The 21442-nt window shown below is 63.7% G+C and carries 22 protein-coding genes; 7 read left to right on the forward strand and 15 right to left on the reverse strand.

Translation table 11 applies throughout. From position 1 onward, the window contains the following. The first annotated feature begins 8 nt into the window (after nucleotides 1-8). The 3 genes from zwf (at nucleotide 9) to HYH07_RS36775 (ending at nucleotide 3854) form a co-directional block, all read left to right on the forward strand. On the forward strand, nucleotides 9-1487 hold the full coding sequence (gene zwf / locus HYH07_RS03340; protein ID WP_220001116.1) for a glucose-6-phosphate dehydrogenase: 1479 nt from the start codon (nucleotides 9-11) through the stop codon (nucleotides 1485-1487). 49 nt (nucleotides 1488-1536) lie between these two features. After that, nucleotides 1537-3366, forward strand: coding sequence for a phosphogluconate dehydratase (gene edd / locus HYH07_RS03345; protein WP_220001117.1), 1830 nt, complete (start codon nucleotides 1537-1539; stop codon nucleotides 3364-3366). Between the two features lie 77 nt (nucleotides 3367-3443). After that, on the forward strand, nucleotides 3444-3854 hold the full coding sequence (locus HYH07_RS36775) for a hypothetical protein (protein WP_409363875.1): 411 nt from the start codon (nucleotides 3444-3446) through the stop codon (nucleotides 3852-3854). A 126-nt stretch (nucleotides 3855-3980) separates the two neighbouring features. On the opposite strand, the gene HYH07_RS03355 is transcribed toward HYH07_RS36775, so the two are convergent. From HYH07_RS03355 to HYH07_RS03390, 8 genes are all read right to left on the reverse strand, one after another. Further along, complete coding sequence (locus HYH07_RS03355; RefSeq protein WP_220001118.1) at nucleotides 3981-4238, reverse strand: hypothetical protein; 258 nt, start codon at nucleotides 4236-4238, stop codon at nucleotides 3981-3983. Between the two features lie 393 nt (nucleotides 4239-4631). Continuing rightward, nucleotides 4632-5189 (reverse strand): HdeD family acid-resistance protein, encoded by a 558-nt coding sequence (locus HYH07_RS03360; protein ID WP_220001119.1) that lies wholly within the window; start codon nucleotides 5187-5189, stop codon nucleotides 4632-4634. Between the two features lie 122 nt (nucleotides 5190-5311). Beyond that, nucleotides 5312-5791: a DUF992 domain-containing protein gene (locus HYH07_RS03365; RefSeq protein ID WP_220001120.1), complete on the reverse strand. Its 480-nt coding sequence runs from the start codon at nucleotides 5789-5791 to the stop codon at nucleotides 5312-5314. Continuing rightward, nucleotides 5792-6385, reverse strand: a complete 594-nt coding sequence (locus HYH07_RS03370; protein ID WP_220001121.1) for a hypothetical protein — start codon at nucleotides 6383-6385, stop codon at nucleotides 5792-5794. It lies immediately after the preceding gene. A gap of 2 nt (nucleotides 6386-6387) precedes the next feature. Further along, complete coding sequence (locus tag HYH07_RS03375) at nucleotides 6388-7440, reverse strand: AI-2E family transporter (protein WP_228749188.1); 1053 nt, start codon at nucleotides 7438-7440, stop codon at nucleotides 6388-6390. A 102-nt stretch (nucleotides 7441-7542) separates the two neighbouring features. Then, nucleotides 7543-7767: a hypothetical protein gene (locus tag HYH07_RS03380; RefSeq protein ID WP_220001123.1), complete on the reverse strand. Its 225-nt coding sequence runs from the start codon at nucleotides 7765-7767 to the stop codon at nucleotides 7543-7545. 32 nt (nucleotides 7768-7799) lie between these two features. Next, nucleotides 7800-9239 (reverse strand): basic amino acid/polyamine antiporter, encoded by a 1440-nt coding sequence (locus HYH07_RS03385; protein ID WP_220001124.1) that lies wholly within the window; start codon nucleotides 9237-9239, stop codon nucleotides 7800-7802. Nucleotides 9240-9392: 153 nt separating this feature from the next. Further along, nucleotides 9393-9626, reverse strand: coding sequence for a DUF6894 family protein (locus HYH07_RS03390; RefSeq protein ID WP_220001226.1), 234 nt, complete (start codon nucleotides 9624-9626; stop codon nucleotides 9393-9395). 231 nt (nucleotides 9627-9857) lie between these two features. On the opposite strand from HYH07_RS03390, the gene HYH07_RS03395 reads away from it, so the two are divergent. After that, the gene (locus HYH07_RS03395; RefSeq protein ID WP_220001125.1) at nucleotides 9858-10571 is read left to right on the forward strand and encodes a Bax inhibitor-1/YccA family protein; all 714 of its coding nucleotides are present in this window, start codon (nucleotides 9858-9860) and stop codon (nucleotides 10569-10571) included. Nucleotides 10572-10590: 19 nt separating this feature from the next. Here the strand turns inward: HYH07_RS03395 and HYH07_RS03400 are convergent, their stop codons facing one another. The 7 genes from HYH07_RS03400 to HYH07_RS03430 all read right to left on the reverse strand — a co-directional run bounded on the left by HYH07_RS03400 (nucleotide 10591) and on the right by HYH07_RS03430 (nucleotide 15401). Further along, nucleotides 10591-11097: a DUF1269 domain-containing protein gene (locus HYH07_RS03400; protein ID WP_057751038.1), complete on the reverse strand. Its 507-nt coding sequence runs from the start codon at nucleotides 11095-11097 to the stop codon at nucleotides 10591-10593. A gap of 185 nt (nucleotides 11098-11282) precedes the next feature. Then, a complete protein-coding gene (locus HYH07_RS03405) occupies nucleotides 11283-13055 on the reverse strand; it encodes a complex I subunit 5 family protein (protein ID WP_220001126.1) in 1773 nt (590 codons plus the stop codon). After that, on the reverse strand, nucleotides 13055-13408 hold the full coding sequence (locus HYH07_RS03410; protein ID WP_409363876.1) for an NADH-quinone oxidoreductase subunit K: 354 nt from the start codon (nucleotides 13406-13408) through the stop codon (nucleotides 13055-13057). Before HYH07_RS03410 ends, HYH07_RS03405 begins: the two co-directional genes overlap by 1 nt. Further along, entirely contained in the window at nucleotides 13396-14349 is a 954-nt protein-coding gene (locus HYH07_RS03415) for an MnhB domain-containing protein (RefSeq protein ID WP_220001127.1), read from the reverse strand. The genes HYH07_RS03410 and HYH07_RS03415 overlap by 13 nt, the downstream gene beginning before the upstream one ends. Further along, nucleotides 14346-14639, reverse strand: coding sequence for a monovalent cation/H(+) antiporter subunit G (locus HYH07_RS03420; protein ID WP_220001128.1), 294 nt, complete (start codon nucleotides 14637-14639; stop codon nucleotides 14346-14348). The genes HYH07_RS03415 and HYH07_RS03420 overlap by 4 nt, the downstream gene beginning before the upstream one ends. Further along, nucleotides 14636-14926 (reverse strand): monovalent cation/H+ antiporter complex subunit F, encoded by a 291-nt coding sequence (locus tag HYH07_RS03425; protein WP_220001129.1) that lies wholly within the window; start codon nucleotides 14924-14926, stop codon nucleotides 14636-14638. The genes HYH07_RS03420 and HYH07_RS03425 overlap by 4 nt, the downstream gene beginning before the upstream one ends. Further along, nucleotides 14919-15401, reverse strand: a complete 483-nt coding sequence (locus tag HYH07_RS03430; protein ID WP_312016629.1) for a Na+/H+ antiporter subunit E — start codon at nucleotides 15399-15401, stop codon at nucleotides 14919-14921. The genes HYH07_RS03425 and HYH07_RS03430 overlap by 8 nt, the downstream gene beginning before the upstream one ends. A 291-nt stretch (nucleotides 15402-15692) precedes the next feature. On the opposite strand from HYH07_RS03430, the gene HYH07_RS03435 reads away from it, so the two are divergent. From HYH07_RS03435 to HYH07_RS03445, 3 genes are all read left to right on the forward strand, one after another. Next, nucleotides 15693-16796 carry an efflux RND transporter periplasmic adaptor subunit gene (locus HYH07_RS03435; protein WP_220001219.1) on the forward strand — a complete coding sequence of 368 codons (1104 nt, stop codon included), beginning with the start codon at nucleotides 15693-15695 and terminating at the stop codon, nucleotides 16794-16796. Then, on the forward strand, nucleotides 16793-19855 hold the full coding sequence (locus HYH07_RS03440) for an efflux RND transporter permease subunit (protein WP_220001130.1): 3063 nt from the start codon (nucleotides 16793-16795) through the stop codon (nucleotides 19853-19855). The genes HYH07_RS03435 and HYH07_RS03440 overlap by 4 nt, the downstream gene beginning before the upstream one ends. 144 nt (nucleotides 19856-19999) lie before the next feature. Continuing rightward, nucleotides 20000-21433, forward strand: a complete 1434-nt coding sequence (locus HYH07_RS03445) for a basic amino acid/polyamine antiporter (RefSeq protein WP_220001131.1) — start codon at nucleotides 20000-20002, stop codon at nucleotides 21431-21433. The last annotated feature ends 9 nt before the right edge of the window (nucleotides 21434-21442 follow it).

Here is a 21442-nt window from a genome sequence, read left to right on the forward strand (position 1 = left end):
GGGCGGGCATGACAAGCCGCGTCATCCCGGTGGCACCCTTCGTCCTGACCGTTTTCGGCGTGACCGGCGATCTCGCACGCCGCAAGCTGTTGCCGGCGCTGTTTCGCCGCGATTTCGCCGGCCAATTGCCGGATGACGCCACCATTCTCGGCGTCGCGCGCGGTGCAATGTCGCGCGACGACTTCCTCGCCATGGTGCGCGAGGCGATCGTGCAACATGTGCCGGCATCGGAAACGACGGGAGCGGAACTCGATCGCTTCCTGGCCCGCATCTCCTACATGGCCGCCGACGCGGAAGGCGAGCATGGCTGGACCGAACTCGCTGCGGCGCTGTCGGCCTATGCCGACCGCATCCAGGTCCACTATCTGGCAACGGCACCGCATCTGTTCGGGCCGATCTGCGAAAGGCTCGGTCACTACGGTCTTTCAAAGGGCGATTCCCGCATCGTCATCGAGAAGCCCATCGGCAAGGATCTCGAATCCGCAATCCGTTTCAATCAAACCGTCGGGATGATTTTTCCGGAGGAACGCGTCTATCGGATCGATCACTATCTCGGCAAGGAGACGGTGCAGAACTTGATGGCGCTGCGGTTCGCCAACGCGCTGTTCGAACCGCTGTGGAATGCCGCCCACATCGACCATGTGCAGATCACGGTCGCCGAATCCATCGGCGTGGAGGAACGCGGCCCCTACTACGACAAGTCCGGTGCCCTGCGCGACATGGTTCAGAACCATCTTCTGCAGCTGCTCTGTCTGGTGGCGATGGAGCCGCCACATTCGCTCGAGGCCGACGCCGTGCGCGACGAGAAGCTCAAGATCCTGAAGTCGCTCGAACGGATCGACGAAACGAACGCTGCATTCCTGACCGTACCGGGCCAATACCGCGCCGGCGCATGCAATGGCATCGCCGTGCCCGGCTACGCGGAAGAGATCGCAGATCGCCCAAGCTCGACGGAGACGTTCGTTGCGCTCAAGGCCGCCGTTGCAAATTGGCGCTGGACCGGCGTTCCCTTCTACCTGCGCACCGGAAAGCGGCTGCAACAACGCAGTTCCGAGATCGTCGTGACCTTCCGCAAGGTCCCGCATTCGATTTTCAACTCGAACTCGGGAAAGGCGTTGCAGACGCGGCTCGTGATCCGTCTGCAGCCCGACGAGGGGATCAAGCTCTGGCTGATGATCAAGGAGCCCGGACCGGGCGGCATGCGATTGCAATATGTCCCTCTCGACATGAGCTTTGCGGAAGCATTCGACGTCTCCGTGCCGGACGCTTACGAGCGGCTGTTGATGGATGTGGTCCGCGGCGATGCGACCTTGTTCATGCGCCGGGACGAAGTGGAAGCGGCATGGCGTTGGATCGACCCGATCCGTCAGGCGTGGAGCCGGATGAATGAAATCCCGCGTCCCTACGTTGCCGGCAGCTGGGGCCCCTCCGCCGCCGTCGCGCTGATCGAACGCGACGGCCGGACATGGATGGAGGACGGTCCGTGACCACGGAGCAGCTTGTTGCCGAGGCCAGGTCCGCAGTCAGGAGGCGTGTATGACGATCGAAGCAAAGGTCAATGCGCGGGTGGCCGAAGTGACGGAGCGCATCATCAGGCGCAGTCACGACAGCCGGGCACGCTATCTCGACCGCATTGCGAATGCGGCGAGCACGCCGGTCCGCCGGCGGCTCGGATGCGCCAACCAGGCCCACGCCTTCGCGGCTTGCGGCGGGCACGACAAGAAGCTGATGCAGGACGGTCACGTCCCCAGCCTCGGAATTGTCACGGCCTACAACGATATGCTCTCGGCGCATCAGCCCTACGAGCGTTTCCCTGAACTCATCCGACGGAGCGCGCGCGCGGCCGGCGGGGTCGCCCAGGTCGCGGGCGGCGTACCGGCGATGTGCGACGGCATCACCCAGGGCGAAGCGGGAATGGAGCTCTCGCTGTTCTCGCGCGAGGTCATCGCCTTGTCCACCGCGGTCGCACTGTCGCATCAAACCTTCGACGCCGCGGTGTTTCTCGGCATTTGCGACAAGATCGTGCCGGGCCTCGTGATCGGCGCGTTGTCGTTCGGGCATCTGCCCGCGGTCTTCATTCCATCCGGTCCGATGACCTCGGGCCTCGCCAACGACGCAAAAGCGAAAATCCGGCAGGCTTACGCGGAAGGAAAGGTCGGCCGCGACGCCTTGCTGGAAGCCGAGGCGCAGGCCTATCACGGCGCGGGGACGTGCACGTTTTACGGCACCGCCAATACCAACCAGATGCTGATGGAGATCATGGGCCTGCAGCTGCCGGGCGCATCCTTCGTGAACCCGAACACGCCCTTGCGCGATGCGCTCACCTGTGCCGCGACCGAACGCGCATTGGACATCACCTCGCTCGGCAATCAGTACATCCCGATCGGCCGCGTGCTCGACGAGCGCGCCTTCGTCAACGGCATCGTCGGGCTGCATGCCACCGGCGGCTCGACCAATCTGACGCTGCATCTGGTCGCCATGGGCGCGGCGGCCGGCCTCACTTTGACCTGGGACGATTTCGCCGACCTTGCTGAGGTGACGCCGCTGATCGCGCGGATCTATCCCAACGGCTCCGCAGACGTGAATCATTTCCATGCCGCCGGCGGCATGAGCTTCCTCATCCGGGAATTGCTTGCTGCCGGGCTCCTGCACCGCGACGCCCTGACCGTCTGCGGCGCCGGGCTCGAGGCGTATCTGCAAGAGCCGCGGCTCGATGGCGAGGGAATGCTGACGTGGCGCGATGGACCGCCCGCAAGCGGCGATACCGCCGTGCTGCGGCGGACCTCCGACCCGTTCCAAACAACAGGCGGCCTTCGGGTTCTGAACGGCAATCTCGGGCGCGCCGTCGTCAAGACGTCTGCGGTGGCACCGCAGCGCCATGTGATCGAAGCACCGGCTCGCGTGTTCCATTGCCAGGAGGATCTGCAACGGAGCTTCGCTGCGGGCGAGCTCACGAGCGATATGATTGCGGTGGTGCGCTTCCAGGGTCCCAAGGCAAACGGAATGCCTGAGCTGCACAAGCTGATGCCGCTCCTTGGCGTTCTTCAGGACCGCGGGCTGAAAGTGGCACTTGTGACCGACGGGCGGCTTTCGGGCGCGTCGGGTAAGGTTCCCACAGCCATTCACGTGACGCCAGAAGCGGCGGACGACGGTGCGATTGCGCGGATCCGCGACGGCGACGTCATCAGGCTCGACGCCGTCACCGGTCGGCTTGACGTGCTCGTCACGCCGAGCGAGTGGGCCGCGCGAACCTGCGCGCAAGCCGATCTCTCCGCGGCACATACAGGGATTGGCCGCGAGCTCTTCGGCTTCTTCCGCGAGCGCGTCAGCTGCGCAGATCGCGGCGCAAGCGTTTTTGTGACGTAAACGCAAAAGGCGGCCGGCGGGCAAGAGTCAAATGTCGTCTACTGGTGGCTCCGAGCGGGCGCCAGCTACTGGGAGCCGTGGGTGCGAAAAAACCCCAGCTTCACAAAGGATGGGTGAGCTGGGGCAAGTTCACCTTCTCGCCCAGGATCACGAACCTGGGCTACCGGGAAAACGTGGCAATCGCCCCGTCGTTCCTCGCGGTCGCGCAGGTTGAAGCCCGCAACAACATATGTTGTTGTGAATTACGGGGAAAATGCCCCCTCAGTGCCACGATCTACTTAGGTTTCTGTTTGGATGTTGTTCGCATGTCACGCCAACGCACCAACTCTGCTCTTGATCAATACCAGCTTGCGGTCGATGAGATCGTTGCAGCTTGTGACGGTGATTGGCGCGGCGCGCTCAGAGCGCTGATGCTGCTGAATGAGCGGCTGGAGCTGAGATTGGAGCAGATGAGTGAGGTTCATCCTCCTCACCAGCGGCTGCATTAGTACGCAGGATGGGTCGAGCCTTTGCGAAACGCCGTGTCTCGGCATCCCGGGCCAAAGATTTGTGAATTTGCGCCAATGATCGAGCAGACCCGGGAGCCGGGCCGGCTCAGATCCGTGGCCCGCGCATCACTCCCGCGGCCTCCGATTGCTGCGTGCGGGCTCGTCGTAGCCCTTGCGGCGGCTGTAGAACATCAGGGCCGTCAGGCCGCTGCCGATCACGAACATCAGGACGGCAGCAACTCCAAGGATGACATTGCGGTAAAGCGGCATTGGTGAGGTGGCTTGCCACACCGACGCGCAGTACCAGACAGCCAGAACAAGAAGAGCTGCCAGAGCCGCAGAAAGGAGCCAATGCCTGGTGTTGCGCACAATTGCCTCCGTCATAGGAACTCGGGACCCGCACAAGCTCCGCGACAAATCTGCCGCCGCCGGGATGTGAGACTTTCGCGGCGGCGTTGCTAAACCCACCGCCAGCCGCAATGACGACGACCGCGGTGCCACCAGCAAACCCAGCGACGGCGCCGGCGCGGCGGCGGGCGGCCCCAGCCGGGAGCAGGTCCCCAGCCAGGTCCCCAACCCGGACCCGGTCCCCACTGCACCTGGGTCAGGAGATCCGACCGCCCGGCGGCCTTGGCAAGATCGGGAGCCATCGGCATCGCTTCCGCGGCCTCAATGAAACGAACCCCAAGCGCGCCGATCGCTGCGGCGGCAACGGCGTTCCGGGCAAAGCCAAGAAAAGCTCGACGGTTGGGAGCGTCCATCATCCTTCTCCTCTTGTTACGCAGTGCTTCGCGCAGCGTGAAGCGCGTAGAGCAGCCAGGCGAGGCCGTGCGAGATCAGATCGACGCCCAGCAGGAAGCCGAGTGCCCAGGCGCTGATGGTGGGAAAACCAAACAGGATGAGCAGCCCGGCAAGGACTGCGAAGAGACCGGAGACCAGCATCATCCAGCCGTTCTGCCGCCAATAGGCGAAACTCAGCACGCATCTGATGACACCCGATGCGAACAGCACGGCGCCGAGGAAATAGGTCAGGATCAGGGCGCCCGCAGCCGGCTGAGTCAGAAGCACGAGTCCGAGGGCGACATAGAGTGCGCCGAGCAGGATCTGCCACAGGAAGCCGCCCCAGCCCCTGGTCCAGAAGGCATGGACGATCTCGAACGCACCCGCTGCAATTGCCGCCAGCCCGATCAGCTTCACGCTGATGACAGTCGCGAGCACCACGTCGCCAAGCGCCGCGACGCCGGCGCCGATCATCACGATGCCGAGGAGGACGCAGACCCACAGGGGCGGAGGACCCAGCGCTTCGATGCCGGACCGGCTGTCGTAGACCGTCATGCCATCCTCCTGGACCGCGATCATCTGCTTGGCATGGTAACTTCGGCCCCGCAGCCCCGGCATCCGACGAAACCCTGAGCAGGGAAGCGGGAAATCCAACCGTCGTCACCCGCTGTCGCGCGCTATCGCCGGCCGCGTGGGCCCAATGTCAGATTGGTGACGCCGGCCGCGAGATTGAGCCCGATCGATCGCTCGATCGACAGTGGCTGCAACATGATACTTCGGCGCGAACCGCCAATCAGAACGTTGGCTCCGAGGCCCGGTCCAAGGGCGATGGCGCCGCTCGCTCCCACATAGTTCCCGCGCAGGGTGGCGGGTCCGATCCGGGAATTCCTGGCGAGGACCCCCCAGGACAAGGTGCCGGCGGAGGTCACGCCAAGGTCGAGGCCGATGCGCCTGATGCGTCCCTCATAGATATATGGTTGACGTGTCCTGCGCGCGTAGAACACGCAGCGCAGCGCTTGCGCCGATCCAAGGACCAGCCCCACGCGCGGCTCACTGAAGCACAAGAGTCTGCCGACCCGGAATGCCTCGGCGCGGGCGGGCAAGGCGGTGCATATCAAGGCGAGCGCACCGATGAAAACGAGCCGCATTGTTCGCATTCAAGCCTCCCTCTGGTTGTTGATGGATCTCGTCGCTGGCCGTCCGTCCTGGCGGAGCCAGAAGGTAATGCCGAGCCCGATCAGCAGCACGGCACCCAGCAGGAAGAAGAAGACGGACTGCTTCAGCCAGGATATCGCCGGAACGGCCAAGCCCATCGCAAGGCCGAGGAAGGAGATTTGCAGCGACAGAAGGCTGACGCCGGCGAGAAACGTGCCGAGTGCGAGCAAGGTCAGCAGGACGAGGCCGGTTGCCGGTGTGGGAAGCAATTGCTGCACGCCCGACACCAGCATGATGTTCATGGTGACCAGGACGGCAACCCAATGCAGCGCCTGGGTCCAGATCAATCGGAGCTGGGCCTCCTTGCCCTCCGTCCCCGGCCATTTGGTGACGACGCAGACGACGCCGATGGACAGCGCCAGGAACTCCCAATAGCCGACAAGCGGCTGGTGGGACACGTTGGTATAGGCGACGCCCGCGATGGCAAGCACCAGCGCCACGACATAGGGCAATTGCTGCCACAGGAAGTGAGCCATCCCCGAACGCGGTGCGGGGCTCTCCGTGCCATCGTTCCGTTCGACTTCGACGTCGCTCATGGTCATCCACTTATGAATGTTTGGCGTTCAACCTTTTCTTGCAACGTCCGCCTGGGATCATCCTCAAGCCAGTCCTCGACGTAGAACCGGATGATCGCAACCCGCCCGACAGCGACCGCGGGCATGGCGAGCGCGATGCCCATGACGCCGAACATCGCGCCCAGCAGGACGATCGCAACCAGGGTCCAGGCAGGTGGAATTTCGACAGCCTGGCGCTGAATCAACGGGCCGATGACATAGCCTTCGACCGACTGGATGATGGTGTAAACGACGATGGCCCAGATCAGCAGTGAAGCGCCGAGCGGCATCGCCACGAGGGCGATCGGAATCGCGGCCACGATCGGCCCGAGATACGGGATGAAATTGGACAGGCCCGCCTGCAATCCGAGCACGAAGGGACCGGGCAGCCCGATCAGATAGAGCGCGATCCACACGCACAGCGTCATGAGGATGATGCGGACCAACTGCCCGACGAACCATAGCCGCATGACGGCGCCCATCTCGTCCATGACGGCGCTCGCCCGCGCGCGATACGACCGCTTCATCAGCATGACCAGGCTGTCGCGATGGCTGGTCGGATCGAACGCGAACAGGATTCCGAGGAACAGGATCACGAGAGCGCCGGTCAGCAGGCTCGATGCACCGCCAAGCACGATCTGGGCGTGGCTGATCAACCTGCCCTGGTCGGAAAAAAGCCATTGCGAGAAATTGCGGCCGCCTTCCGGCCCAAGCAGCTCCACGCCGTACGACAGCAAATGGGCCTGGACGATGTCGAGTTGGGTATCCATCACCTTGATCAAGTTCCGCGTCTGCTCCGGCAACTTGCCCGCGCCCCAGTCGAGGCCGAACCCCGCGATGGCCGATAGCAGCAACAGCACCAGCGTCAGCCGCCAGGCACGATTGAGCGGGATGACCGGCGCCAGGGCCCGCGCCGACGCATCGAGAAACGCCGCGCACAGCACACCCGCGAAGATGAGCAGGAGGCTGGAGACCGTCTGCCAGACCAGGAACAGCGCGACGCCGGCGGCGAGCAGGCTCAGTCCCGTTCCCAACATGCTGCGCGGTCCGGAATCGCGGCAAGGTTCGTCGCCTCGTGCGACTTCGCCGTATCTCTCGCCTGCACTCGCATCGTTCATGGGTCGACCAATTTGCAGGTCTTACTGCGGGGCCTGAACCTGGCTGCGGACGCGGCGGCTGCCAAAGTGCGGATGCTTGCCGCCGCGATGACGCCAGTACCGGTGCTTGGCCGGAGTCATGTTGGTATTGGGCGTCGATGCAGCGGATGCGGCAGGCGCGTTCGACTGGGCAAAGGACAGGATCGGCGGCGCAGCAGCCGCCGCCATTCCGATCAGGATCAGGGGGCCGAAGAGTGTGATTTTCATGTTCGCCTCCAAATCATCAGAGCTGGTTCAATTCAGATCGAGATCGCTCCGGTCGCGAGTGCATAGATGCCGGCGCAGGCGGCGATCGCGATCGCTGCGAACAGGACGGCCTCGAGTGGTGTGAAGGCCGCTTCCTTGCGTTCGCGCTTGGCCAGAAAGAACAGCGACGTGCCGGGCGCGTACAGAATCGACGACAGCAGCAGAAACTTGGGCCCGCCGGCGTAAATCATGCCGATCGCGTAAAGCGTCGCGATCAGCGCACGGATCCAATCGACGATACGCGCCCGCTCGAAGGCCTTGTAGGTCTCGCCGCGCGAAGCCAGCTTCAGGCCATAGGCCGCGACCAGGAAGTACGGAACCAGCGTCATCGCGCTGGTCATCTTCAGGGCGAGCGTGAAGGCGTATTCGGCAAACCAGGTCACGAGCAGGAAGAGCTGGATGACGCAGTTGGTGAGCCAGAGCGCACCGGAGGGAACGTCGTGCGCGTTTACGCGGGCGAGAAACGAAGGCATGGTGCGATTGACGGCCGCAGAATGCAGCACCTCGGCCGCCAGCAGCGACCATGAAAGATAGTTGCCGAGGATCGAGACCAGCAAACCGACGCTGATGAACACGCCGCCCCAGCGACCAACCATCGCTTCCATGACGCCCGCCATCGACGGCGTCGGGAGGCCCGCCAGCTGTTGCCGCGGCAGCACGCCGTACGACAGCAGCGTCACCAGGACGAGAAGGCAGAGAACGGTCAGAAAGCCGACGACGGTTGCAAAGCCGATGTCGGCGCGGTTGCGCGCATAGCGGGAATATACGCTTGCCCCCTCGATCCCGACGAAGACAAAGACCGTCAGCAGCATCGTGCTGCGGACCTGGGTGAACACATCGGAAGCATCCGGCGCTTCCGTTCCCCAGAAATTCCCGGTGAATACATCGCCGTCGAGGGTGATCGCGGCCACGACGATGAACAGGAATATCGGGATGACCTTGGCGTAGGTCGCCACTGTGTTCAGCGCGGTCGCGCCCTTGATGCCGCGCAGCACCAGCACGTGTACGCTCCACAGCAGCACGGTTGCGGAGGCAATGGCAATCGGTGTCGAGCCGTCACCGAACACCGGGAAGAATATTCCCAGCGTCGCCTTGATCAGGATGAGGCAGGCGACGTCTGCAAGACAGCAGCCGATCCAGTAGCCGACGGCCGAGGCGAACCCGATATACTCCCCGAATCCAGCCTTGGCATAAGCGTAAATGCCGGCATCAAGGTCGGGCTTGCGTTGCGACAGCGACTGGAACACCAATGCCAGCATGAGCATGCCCGTGCCCGCGATCGCCCAGGCGATGAGCGCTCCGAATGCGCCGGTGGCTCGTCCGAACGATGCCGGCAATGCGAAGATGCCAGAGCCGACCATCGACCCGATCACAAGGGCGATGAGCGCGTTGCGGGAGAGCTTCTGGTTGGCCTCGTTGGTCGAGGGAGCCATGAGGACGGCCTTCCACATCCGGGACGAAGCCGGCACCGATGGCGGCCAATCCCGGTGGAGAGCCTAGAGGCACCTCTCACCTTCGGACATCAGGGATTCTCTGTAGGTGGCAGAGCAGGAAATCGGCCCGTGGCGGAGCCCAGCAAGCCGCCATCAGAGCTTGGCGGCGGGTGCAGCCGGGCCCTCATCGCCACCGCATGATGGCGATCCGGGAAGAGCGGCGCGCGCTACGAAGACGACACCGGCGCGGAAGAATTCGCCGGCCTTCGCGAGCTCGGCGGCGATCCGCTGGGCGTGCAGAACGGCTGCGTCGTCATTGGCATGGTCGCATCCGATGCCATCGGGACAAAGACCGTATTTGTCGACGATATGGAAGAAGAAGCGCATGCCGCAGAATTAAGCCGGATCCCAGCCGGCTTCCAAGTGACAAAGCCGTAAGAGACCTACGCCAAAGGGATGAGAAGCGCCAGATTGCGCATTCGTCATGCGCGCTGATGGCTGCCTGAAGGCGGGTTGCAGGGGTTTTCGCCACCGGCACTCGGGTGATTGTCCGATGTCGCCGCCTGGTCCTTGAGGGTAGCGTGCCCCCAGCTCCGCGAGTTCAGGAGGAGGCAGGCGATGTCAAACCTTGACCAGAACCTTTCGACATCAGGCGCGATCGGCGGCGGCACGACTACGTTGGACGCCGGACTGCGCAACTACATGATGCGCATCTACAACTACATGGCTGCAGGTGTCGGCCTCACTGCGGTCGCCGCGTGGGTGACCTACCAGCTCACCGGCCCGGCCCTGCTGCAGAGTCCGCTGATGTGGGTGTTTATCCTGGCGCCGCTGGCGCTGGTGTTCTTCATCGGCACGCGCATCAATACGCTCTCGGTATCAACGGCGCGCCTGCTGTTCTTCGTCTATGCAGCGCTGGTCGGCGTGTCGCTCTCGACCTTGTTCCACATCTATACGAGCGCTTCGATCACCCGCGTCTTCTTCATCTCCGCCGCAACGTTCGGGGCGCTCAGCGTCTTTGGCTATACGACGCGGCGCGACCTCTCCGGTCTCGGCACCTTCCTGTTCATGGGGCTCATCGGCGTCATCATCGCCAGCCTGGTGAACATCTTCCTGCGGTCGACCGGGCTCGACTGGCTGATCTCGATCGTAGGGGTCGGCGTCTTTGCCGGGCTTACGGCCTACGACACGCAGCGGATCAAGGCGATGTACGATGCCGGTGACGATGAAACTTCGGCAGGCCGCAAGTCGGTCATTTCAGCGCTGTCGCTCTATCTCAACTTCATCAACCTGTTCATGATGATGCTACGCCTGTTGGGCGGCCGACGCTGAACGGCCAAAGGCGGCCGTTTCAAGCCGCCGGCCGCTCCGCGGCGGCGCTTGCGAGCGCGTCGCGCAGAGCCTGTTCCTTGGCGTCGTCCAGCGACGTCTTCAGCACCGTCCCGCCGGCGTCCTTGATCTCCTTCAGCACCTTGTCGGCGGTCATGTTCTTGATCAGGACGAACAGCGCGGCGTTGCCGGTGTGCAGTGAGCCGGCCAGCTGCTTCATGAAGGCGTCATCGATGCCGAAATCGGACAATGCACCGCCAAGTGCGCCGGATGCCGCGCCGATCGCGACACCGAGGATCGGATTGAGGAAAATCACGCCGATCAGAAGACCCCAGAAGCTTCCGGTCATCGCGCCCATCGCGGTGGTGTTGACGAGTTGATTGAGCTTGATGCCGCCGGACTCCGTTTTCACGGCGATTACGGCATCGCTTATCGTGATCAGATACTCTTTCTGCAATTTGAGAAGGCGCTGACGTACCTCCTCGGCTTTCGCTTCGGACGGATACACGATCGCGACGAGATCGGACATTGAGACCTCCGTTTCCATTGGGACAGGTCCGCTCAGGACCGACTGGCCCCGACTGCACAGCACGAAATCCAGGATAAAGCGTGAGCCACCACCCCGGCATCCGACAAAACCCCAGATGCGAAGGATGTTTTTCCGGTTCGTGCGGTGTAACCGAGATTGACCGCCCCGCACCAGCGCTTGAGTGTTCAATCCGTTCCAAACATCGAAGCGGCGAGCAGCACCGTCACGGCGAGCATGCAGATGCCGGCCGCCGGCCATTGACGGAGGACACGATCGCCTCGCTCGACAAGGCTGCCAAGCCGCAGACCGGCGCGCCGAACAGGACCGAGCACGCGCGTCAGATCTTTCCAGGCCATCGTGCCGGCCAGCGGATGTGGCCAGGGACCGAGCAGGACCGCGAGCGCTGCGCCTCCGAGCACGGTTGTGAGCAATTTGACGAGCGCTTCGACGCCGAACAGTTTCGATTCCAGAGCATACGGGATCGGCAAATATGGCTGCCATGGCACCAGGCCGAGCAGCAGCGAGCAGAGCGCCAAGGCAAGCGCCGCCAAATCGCTGCCGCGTTCCGGCCTCGCCGCGAGGACAACCGGCTGGTCCGGAGGCGAAAGCGCGTGAGCAAGGACCACCAGGACGTACGCGGCCGTGAACATCCCGCCAAGCTGGAGCACACCAGCCCACCACCACTGTCCCGTCCTCGCCGTCTCCTGGAGCAACAATTCCTTCGCGAGCGAGGCACCGCCCGGCTGAAGCCCCATCAGTGCGAAGCCGGCCAAGGCGAAGGTCATGACGCTCAGGGGCAGCGCCCGTGCGGCGCCACAGATCCTGGTGATGCGATCATGGCCCAGGCCGGCGTAGATCGACCCGACCGCCATGAACATCGCCGCTTTCGCGGTGGCGTGGGAGATTGCCTGTATCAATCCACCTGCCAGGGCCGGTCCGGTCTCGAGGCGGCCTGAGGCATCGACGGCCAGTGGAAACAGCAGGAAGAGGTACCCGATCTGGGCCAATGTCGAATATGCGACGAGCAGCTTAAGGCGCTCCTGCCGCAGGGCGAGGATGTTCCCGACCACGATCGCGCCAGCCCCCAGCGTTGCCAGAAACTGTGCGGCGGCAAAGCCCGGGAGGGCGGGCAGCACGTCGAACCATAGCCGCAGGAGGATGAAGAACGATCCCTTCACGACCAGTCCGGACAGGATTGCGCTCGCTGCGGCCGGGGCGCCGGCGTGAGCGGGCGGCAGCCAGAGATGCAGCGGAAACAGCGCGGTCTTTGCGAGCAGGCCTGATGTCATCAGCGCCGCCGCAATGAAAGCGCCGGGCTCTGCGGAAAGGCGATGCGACAGCAGCAGGATATCAAGCGTGCCGTAGAGGCCATAGAGCAAAGCGGTGCCCATGAGGTAGAGGGCCGACCCGGCCAATGCGAACAGCAGATAGCGCAGCGCGGCCCGAAGCGTCTCCGCGCGGCCCTCGAGAGAGACCAGCGGCACCGCTGCGAACGTCAGCAGCTCCAGGGCAACGTAAAGGGTGAAGAGGTCGCCGCCGACAAAGATGGTGTTCAGCGCGGCCCAGATCGCCATCAACAAGACCCAAAATGCGAACGGCACCCGCCGGCTTGCTGCTAGGGGATGAGAATCGGCCGCTGCATAAGCGCCGACCGCACAGATTACGATTGCCGTGGTCGCCAGCATCAGCGCAGACAGGCCGTCCGAGCGCAACGCCAGCCCCAGCGGTGGCGGCCAGGCGCCGAGAAGATAGACGATGAGACCATCGCCTCGCGGCAAGGCCAGGACAATGGCCACGGCGATTGCAACCCCGGCGGGCATGACGGCAAGGGCGACGTGCCGGACGTAGCGCTCGCTCAGAACGAACGCCAGCAGCACGCCCGCGACGGGCACAATGATCGACAGCACCAGCAAGCGGCCATCGGCGGTCGTCGCCAGCGAGGCGGCGGGGGCCGGCATCAACCACCGCACCGATCGGAGCGCGGCCTCGTCGGCGCGTCGCTATCCAGCGTGGCCGAGCCGGCCGTGCGAAACAGCCGGAGGAGCAAGGCGATCGCCAGGGCTGTCGCCGAGAACGCGACCACCACGCCAGTAATGACCAGGGCTTGCGGCACCGGATCACTGCCCATCCCTGCCAGCGCCCCCCGCCGCCCGACCACGCCGAACAGGAGGAACACGCCGCTGCCGAGCAGATTGAAGGCGATGATCTTGCGGAGGGGGTGCGGATTTGTGATCAGGCCGTAGAGCCCAAGTCCGACCACGGCAGCAGCGCACAGGCCAAACACCGTCACGGTGCCCATCACAATATCCATGGCTCCGCGCTCCGTTCCGGCGCGCCTGACAGCAGCAGGCCGAGGGTTGTCGCGATCGTCAGGACCATTGCGACCTCGATCCCGAGGATCAGTGGCTTGGCCAGCGCCGGCGGATAGGAAAGGAATGCAGCGCCGAACAGAAGGCCCGCGATGCCGACGGCCAGGAACAAGCCGGGCCCGGCCACCAGAATGAGCCGTAGACATCGGCTGCTCACCGGTGGCGTGTCCGCCAACCCGGCCATGATGGTCAGCAGCCACATCGACGCGAGAATCGCGCCGCCCTGAAAAGCTCCGCCGGGATGGTTGGCACCCGTCCAGAAGACATAGATCCCGACGACAATGCCGATGGGCGACAGCAAGCGCGCGAGAAAAGCAAGAACGCCGTGTCGATCGGCCTGGTGGCGCGGCCCCGGACGGCCTCCCCAAGCGAAATCAGGTGCAAGCGACCAAACGCCGACGACGGCCAGCACGAGCACGACCTTCTCAAGCAAGGTGTCCATCGCCCGGAACGCCATCAGGACGTTGGTCACGGGATTGGACAGGCCTGTCGCCCAGGCATTTGCGACAGCAGCCCGAGCGAGCGACGGAGCAGGATCGGGCAGCAGCAGGATCGCGCCGGCGAGAGCTGCGGCCGTCAACGTCGACAGCGCAGCCGCGCTGGCCCGCAGCAATTTGCCCGGCGCTGCTTCCGCCATCGGTTCGGCATCGCGCAACCGCGCGGCGGCACCCAACAGCAAGACGCCGCCGAGCCCTCCGCCGATGGCCGCCTCGGTCAGTGCGACGTCGGCGGCATCGAGACGCACCCAGACGAGCGCCACCAGCAGTCCATAGGCAACGAAACCGACTGTCGCCGCAAAGGTCTGGCGGACAACGATGGTCCAGGTGCCGAGGCCCAGCAAGACCGCAGCGAGCATGATTTCGAAAGCCGTCGCGATGCTCATCTGGTCGATCCGCCATGGCGCGCGGCGCGCGCAATCAGTTGGGAGACCGTCGCGCCTGCGAGCAGCACGAGCAGCCAGATACTGACCAGCTTCAGCGCGTCTCGAAGCTGGCCTGCTTGCGGGAGCAATCCGAGCACGACGAGACCGAGACCGAGATTGTCCGCCTTGGTGAGCGCGTGCAGGCGCGTCAGCGTATCGGGAAAGCGAAGCAGACCGACGGTACCGGCCAGAAAGAAGAACGCGCCCGCCGACACGGCCGATATGCTGATCATGTCGCGTACCAGGCTCATTCGGTCTCCGTTGATGCGGTCCCGTCGGCTTCGAACCGGGAAAGCCCCTTCTTGACGAACGCGATGGAAGCGAAGGTTGCGAGGAGCGCCAAAGTCAGCGCCACGTCGACTGCCGCAGGGACGCCCGCAACAGTGCCGAGCAGCAGCAGCGCGGCAATCCCTCCGGTTCCGATCAACTGCGTCGCCATCACGCGGTCGGCGTCTCCTGGACCCCGCAGGATCGACACCAGCCCAAGCGCCAACATGGCCAGGATGAAGCCGACCGCGGCCGTCAGGAACTCAGTCATTGTAAAGCGCTCGAACCAAGGCATCTTCCTCCGCAGCAAGCTCCGTCATCACGGGCTGTCCGACATCGAGGCAGTGATAGAGGATCTGCGCGCTTTCCTCTCCTGCCGGCACGGTGCCAGGCAGCAGGCTGGTGAGCGCTGCGAACACGTTACGACGCGGGCCAGGTGGCAGACCGGTTGGAAACGCGACAAATCCTGGGCGCAGCGGCAGCCGTGGATCGAGCGCGCGCCTTGCGACATCCGCTCCGGCAACGACGGAGTGGACCAGGAAGAGCAACATCAGCCGGCAGAGTGCGCCAGGCGAGAGCCGCGAGGTGCCGGGCGCCAGCAAACGCAGGCTCGTCCAGGTCGCCGCGGCGACGGCGATTGCGGCTGCAGGAACGTCATCGAGGGCGGCGCCGGCAAGGACGAGCCAGAGGCAAAGAAACAATGCTGCTCGCGACGCCGCGCTCCACCAGCGAACTCGACCACGCACGTCTCGTCTCCCAGAGGACCCAGTCCTTGAGCGCGAAACGCTGCGCTCCTGATCGGACCTGCGATATCGGGTGATCGCCTGACTGGGTGTCGGGAATTCCCTAGACCATCGCCGGAGCGCGTTGTTCTTCCAGGTTCATGGCCGCCGCGATTGCATCCAGCCACACCGGGTAGATTTACCGATGTGTGCGGCCGATCCCTTGGGCAAAGCTACCGATGGGCGAACCCGCGGAATCCCCCACCCAGGAGAGCCCGCACGGCAACATTTCCGCAACTTGAAGGGCTGCTGATGATGTGCGGCCGCCGAACGACAGCTCGACAAGTGTTTGCACCGATCCTGATGGCCGCCGCATCCGCGCTGATCCTGGCTGCGTGTGGACGCGACACGGAAACCAAGGAATCACCGCCGCGTCCGGTTCGAACCACGACCATCGAGAAGCGCGAGAGCCTCGAGCCCTTGACCTTCACCGGTCGCGTGGAGGCCGAGGACGAAGTCAGCGTCGCCTTCCGGATTTCGGGACGCCTCCTTGCGAACGACATCAAGCTTGGCGACAGGGTTGAGGCCGGCCAGTTGCTGGCTCAACTGGAGCCGCAGAACGAGCTGAACACTTTGCGGCAGGCGAAGGCGGCCCTTTCCGCGGCACAGGGCCAGTTGACGCAGGCGCGCAACCATTACGAACGCCAGGAGACACTCCTGGCGCAGGGGTGGACCACGCGCGCTAATTTCGAGGCGGCAACGCAAGCGCGACAGACGGCCCAGTCGCAGGTCGAGGCAGCCGAGGCACAGCTAAATTCCGCGCACGATCTCGTCAGCTTCACCGAACTGCGAGCCGACGCGGCGGGCAAGATCATCGCGACCGGACCACCCGCCGGAGAGGTCGTTCAGGCCGGCCAGATGATAGCGAGGATCGCCCGACAGGACGGCCGCGACGCCGTCTTCGACATCCCGGCTCAGATGGTCAGATCGGCGCCGGCCGGCGTGCAGGTCACGGTCAGCCTGACGGACGACCCCAGCATTACGGCAAAAGGCCGTATTCGCCAGATCGCAGCGCAAGCCGATGCCGTCACCCGCACGTTCGAGGTCAAGGTCGGCTTGAGCGATCCGCCGGCAGCGATGCGGCTCGGCGCGACGGTGAACGGGCGAGTCGAAATCAGCTCCGGGCCGACGATCGAGATACCGGCGACCGCGTTGACACGGATCAATCATCAGCCGGCCGTGTGGATCGTCGATCCGTCGACGAACCTCGTGACTGCACGCAACGTTGAAATCCTGCGCTTCGACCAGGCACAGGTGACCGTCTCGCAAGGATTGGATGCCGGAGAGATCATCGTCACCGCGGGCGTTCAGGCCCTGCATCCGGGCCAGAAGGTGCGCGTGCTCGGGTCAGAGCCATGACCGGGCTCAACCTCTCCGAATGGGCGCTCAGGCATCGCTCGCTCGTCGTCTATGTCATGATGATTGCCGTGATCACCGGGAGCCTGGCGTATTTCCGGCTTGGTCGAAACGAGGATCCCTCGTTCATCATCAAGACCATGGTGGTTCAGGCGGCCTGGCCGGGGGCGACGGCCGAAGAGACCATGAAGCAGGTGACGGAACGGCTCGAGCGTCAGTTGCAGCAGACGCCCCATCTGGACTTCCTGCGCAGCTCCACCCGGGCAGGGCTCGTCACGATCTTCGTCAACCTGAAAGGAAGCGCGAACGCAAGGCAGGTTTCCGATGCCTGGTACGAGGTGAGGAAGAGCATCGGCGATATCAGCCACACCCTGCCCTCAGGAGTTATCGGCCCGGGCTTCAATGACGATTTCGGTGACACGTTCGGCATCGTCTACGGCTTTACCAGCGATGGCTTCACCCAGCGGGAGTTGCGCGACCATGTCGAGGATATCCGCTCCCGATTGCTTCGCATCCCGGACGTGTCGAAGATTGAACTGATTGGCGCACAGGATGAGGTGATTTTCGTCGAATTCTCCAAGCAGGAACTTGCCACTCTGGGCATCGATCGGGCCGCCCTGCTCGCCGCGCTGCAAGCACAAAATATCGTCCGTCCGGCCGGCACGATCCAGACCGGCAAGGAAAGCATCTCCATCAGGGTTTCGGGCAGATTTCAATCGGAGCAGGACATCGCCGCCGTCAACTTCGTCGCAGGCGGTCGCACGCTTCGCCTGAGCGACATCGCGCAGGTACGACGGGGCTATCTCGACCCGCCGCAACCGATGTTCCGGGTCAATGGCCAGCCTGCCATTGGGCTTGCCGTCGCCATGCGCGATGGCGGCGATATTCTTGCACTCGGCAGGAACATCAAGACCGTGATGGGGCAGATCACCGCCGACCTCCCGATCGGAATCGAGCCGAGCCTCGTCGCTGACCAGGCCGTGGTGGTCCGAGGCGCGATCGGCGAATTCATGACGTCGCTCCTGCAGGCCATCGCCATCATCATGGTGGTGAGCTTCGTCAGCCTCGGAATCCGTCCCGGCCTCATCATCGCGCTTGCCATCCCGTTGACGCTGGCCATCGTATTTCCGATCATGGAGATCGCCCGCATCGACATGCAACGGATATCGCTGGGAGCGCTGATCATCGCGCTCGCGCTGTTGGTCGACGACGCGATGACGACGACGGACGCAACGCTCAACCGGCTGGCGCAAGGCGACAGCAAGATCGACGCCGCGACGTTTGCCTATCGTAGCCATGCCTTTGCCATGCTGGCCGGAACGCTGGTGACAATCGCGGGGTTCATTCCGGTTGGTTTTGCCGCGAGTTCGGCCGGCGAATATACGTTTTCGCTGTTTGCCGTGGTCGCGATCGCGCTCCTCGTGTCGTGGCTCGTTGCCGTGATCTTCACGCCGCTGCTGGGCGTGCTCATTCTTGTTCCACCGCCAGAGAGGATCTCCGCTGCGCCCGGCAGGATATTCCGTTTTTACCGGAGTTGCCTGATCCTGGCGATGCGGGCGAAGTGGTTGACGATCGCGATCTCGCTGGCGCTCTTCGTCGCCTCCGTTCTTGCGCTTCCGTTGATACCGCAACAGTTCTTTCCGTCGTCCGACCGGCCCGAACTGCTTGTGGATCTCAGCCTGCCACAGAATGCATCGATCTTTGCCAGCGAGACGGCAGCGAAGCGTCTGGATGCGGCTCTGGCCAGCGACCCCGATGTCCATCACTGGAGCACCAATGTGGGGCGTGGTGCAATCCGCTTCTATCTTCCTCTCAATGCAGAGCTTCCGAACGATTTCTTCACGCAAGCGGTCGTCGTGGCAAAGGACGTTGCAGCGCGCGAGCGCCTGCATGTGAAGCTGGAGCGTCTGCTCGCTGAGGACTTTCCGGCTGCGGTCGCGTCGGTTTCACCTCTCGGCCTCGGCCCGCCGGTCGGATGGCCTTTGCAATATCGCGTGAGTGGACCCGATCTCGAGCAGGTACGTGAGCTCGCCCTCAAGGTCGGGCAAATCGTCGCCTCCGATCCCCGCACCACAAGCATCAATTTCGATTGGATGGCGCCGGAGCGCGAGCTGCGCATTCACGTCGATCAAGATGAGGCGCGTCGTCTCGGGCTGAGCTCGCAGGCGATATCGACCGTGCTGAACACCGTGATTTCGGGCGCAACCGTCACCCAGGTTCGCGACGACGTCTATCTCGTCGACGTGGTAGCCCGTGCAGTCGATGAACAGCGCATGTCGCTGTCCAATCTGCGGACGCTTCAGGTGCCGCTGCCTGGTGGAACGACAGTATCGCTCAGCCAGTTTGCGACATTCGAATTTCAACAGCAATACCCGCTGATCTGGCGACGCGACCGCGTTCCCACGCTGACAGTGCGTGCCGCCATCAGCGACGGATCATTGCCGAATTCGGTGGTGGGTGCTCTGTCGCAAGCCATCGAACAGTTGAGGAAGACGCTGCCGGCTTCTTACGATGTGGCTGTCGGCGGGACCGTGGAAGAAAGCCGGAAATCGCAGGCATCCGTGCTCGCCGTGGTGCCCATGATGCTGTTCGTCATGGTCACGGTTCTGATGGTCCAGTTGCAGAGCTTTCCACGGCTGTTGATGGTCGCAAGCGTGGCGCCGCTCGGAATGGTCGGCGTCGTTGCGGCCCTGTTGCTCTCCGGCAGACCGCTGGGCTTTGTGACGATTCTGGGCATTCTCGCTTTGCTTGGCATGATCTGCAAGAACGCCGTGATCCTGATTGGCCAGATCGATGCGGAGCGCGCCCAGGGCAAGAGCCCCTGGGAGGCGGCGGTAGATGCCAGCAGTTCCCGCTTCCGCCCGATCATGCTGACGGCGATATCGACCGTTCTAGGCATGATTCCGATTGCTCCAACCGTATTCTGGGGGCCGATGGCTGTTGCAATCATGGGCGGCCTGCTGGTTGCGACCGTCCTGACCTTGGTCCTGCTGCCGACAATGTACGTGGCCTGCTTCGGCGAGAAGGAACGCACCAGCGCTCCCGCACCGTCCCCGTCTTGAGCCGTCGTTTCCGGCGAGGGAAATCCCGGCCCTCGACTAGGTGATCACCCGATATTCCGGGCTGTGCCCAAGGCGCATGGTGCAACGACCGGGCAAGTCAATCGGCCGGGATGTAGCGCACCCCTCGTGTCGCGAGGTCTCCCCATGACTGGGACGCCGTCAATCCAAAAGCTTTCTCTCTTCGCGTTGACCGCGATGGTGGTCGGCTCGATGGTCGGCTCGGGCATCTTCTCGTTGCCCCGCACCTTCGGCATCGCCACCGGCCCGTTCGGCGCCATCTTTGCCTGGTGCATTGCCGGTGGCGGCATGTACACCCTCGCGCGGGTGTTCCAGACACTGGCCGAGCGAAAGCCCGAGCTCGATGCCGGCGTCTACGCCTATGCCAAGGCGGGGTTTGGCGACTATCCCGGCTTCTTATCGGCCTTTGGGTACTGGATCGGTAGCTGCATCGGCAACGTGTCCTACTGGGTCCTGATCAAGTCGACGCTGGGCGCGTTCTTTCCCGTGTTTGGCGACGGCAACACGATCGTCGCGATCATCGTGGCATCGGTCGGGATATGGCTGTTTCACTTCATGATCCTGCGTGGTGTGCAGCAAGCCGCGGCCATCAACACCATTGTCACGATTGCGAAGATCGTGCCGATCCTGATCTTCATCGTCATTCTCGCGTTCGCGTTCAAATACGACACGTTCCGCGCCAATTTCTGGGGCGGCGAAGGTATGCCGGACAAGAGTCTGTTTGACCAGATCCGTGCGACCATGCTGGTCACCGTGTTCGTGTTTCTCGGGATCGAGGGCGCCAGCGTCTATTCACGCTACGCCAAGGAGCGATCCCACGTCGGCGCGGCGACGATTTTGGGCTTTGTGGTCGTCACCAGTCTCATGGTGCTCGTCACCATGCTGCCTTACGCGGTGCTTCCACGCGCGGACATCGCCGACATGCGCCAGCCGTCCATGGCGACCGTGCTCGAGGCGGTGGTCGGGCATTGGGGCGCCGTCTTCGTCAGCATCGGGCTGCTCGTCTCGGTGCTGGGGGCCTATCTTGCATGGTCGCTGATCTGTGCCGAGGTGCTTTCGGCGGCCGGCCGGACCAGGGACATGCCAGCCCTGTTCGGAACGGAGAATGCGAACAAGGTCCCGGCCGCGGCGCTGTGGCTGACGAATGTGATCGTTCAGCTCTTCGTCATCAGCACCTATTGGTCGCAGGATGCGTTCGCGCTGATGCTCAATCTGACCAGCGTGATGTCACTGATTCCATTCTTCCTGGTCGCAGCCTACGGGCTTCTGCTCGTCAGGCGGGGCCAGACCTATGAGAAGAGCGGCAGTGAGCGAACGCGCGACACGATCTTCGCCGGCATCGCCTTCATCTACACGCTGTTCCTGATCTACTCCGCCGGGATGAAGTTTCTGCTGCTGTCGCTGATCCTCTACGCGCCCGGGACGGCCCTGTATTTCTGGGCGCGCCTGGAACGGAAGGCGAAGGTCTTCACAGCTGTCGAGTGGGGCATCTTCATCGCAGCTGCCGTCGGCGCGGCTGTCGGAATCCACGGATTGGCCACTGGCTACATTACGATCTAGGCAGCAAAA

This window comes from Bradyrhizobium sp. BR 10261 (assembly GCF_019455395.1).
Taxonomy (GTDB): Bacteria; Pseudomonadota; Alphaproteobacteria; order Rhizobiales; family Xanthobacteraceae; genus Bradyrhizobium; species Bradyrhizobium manausense.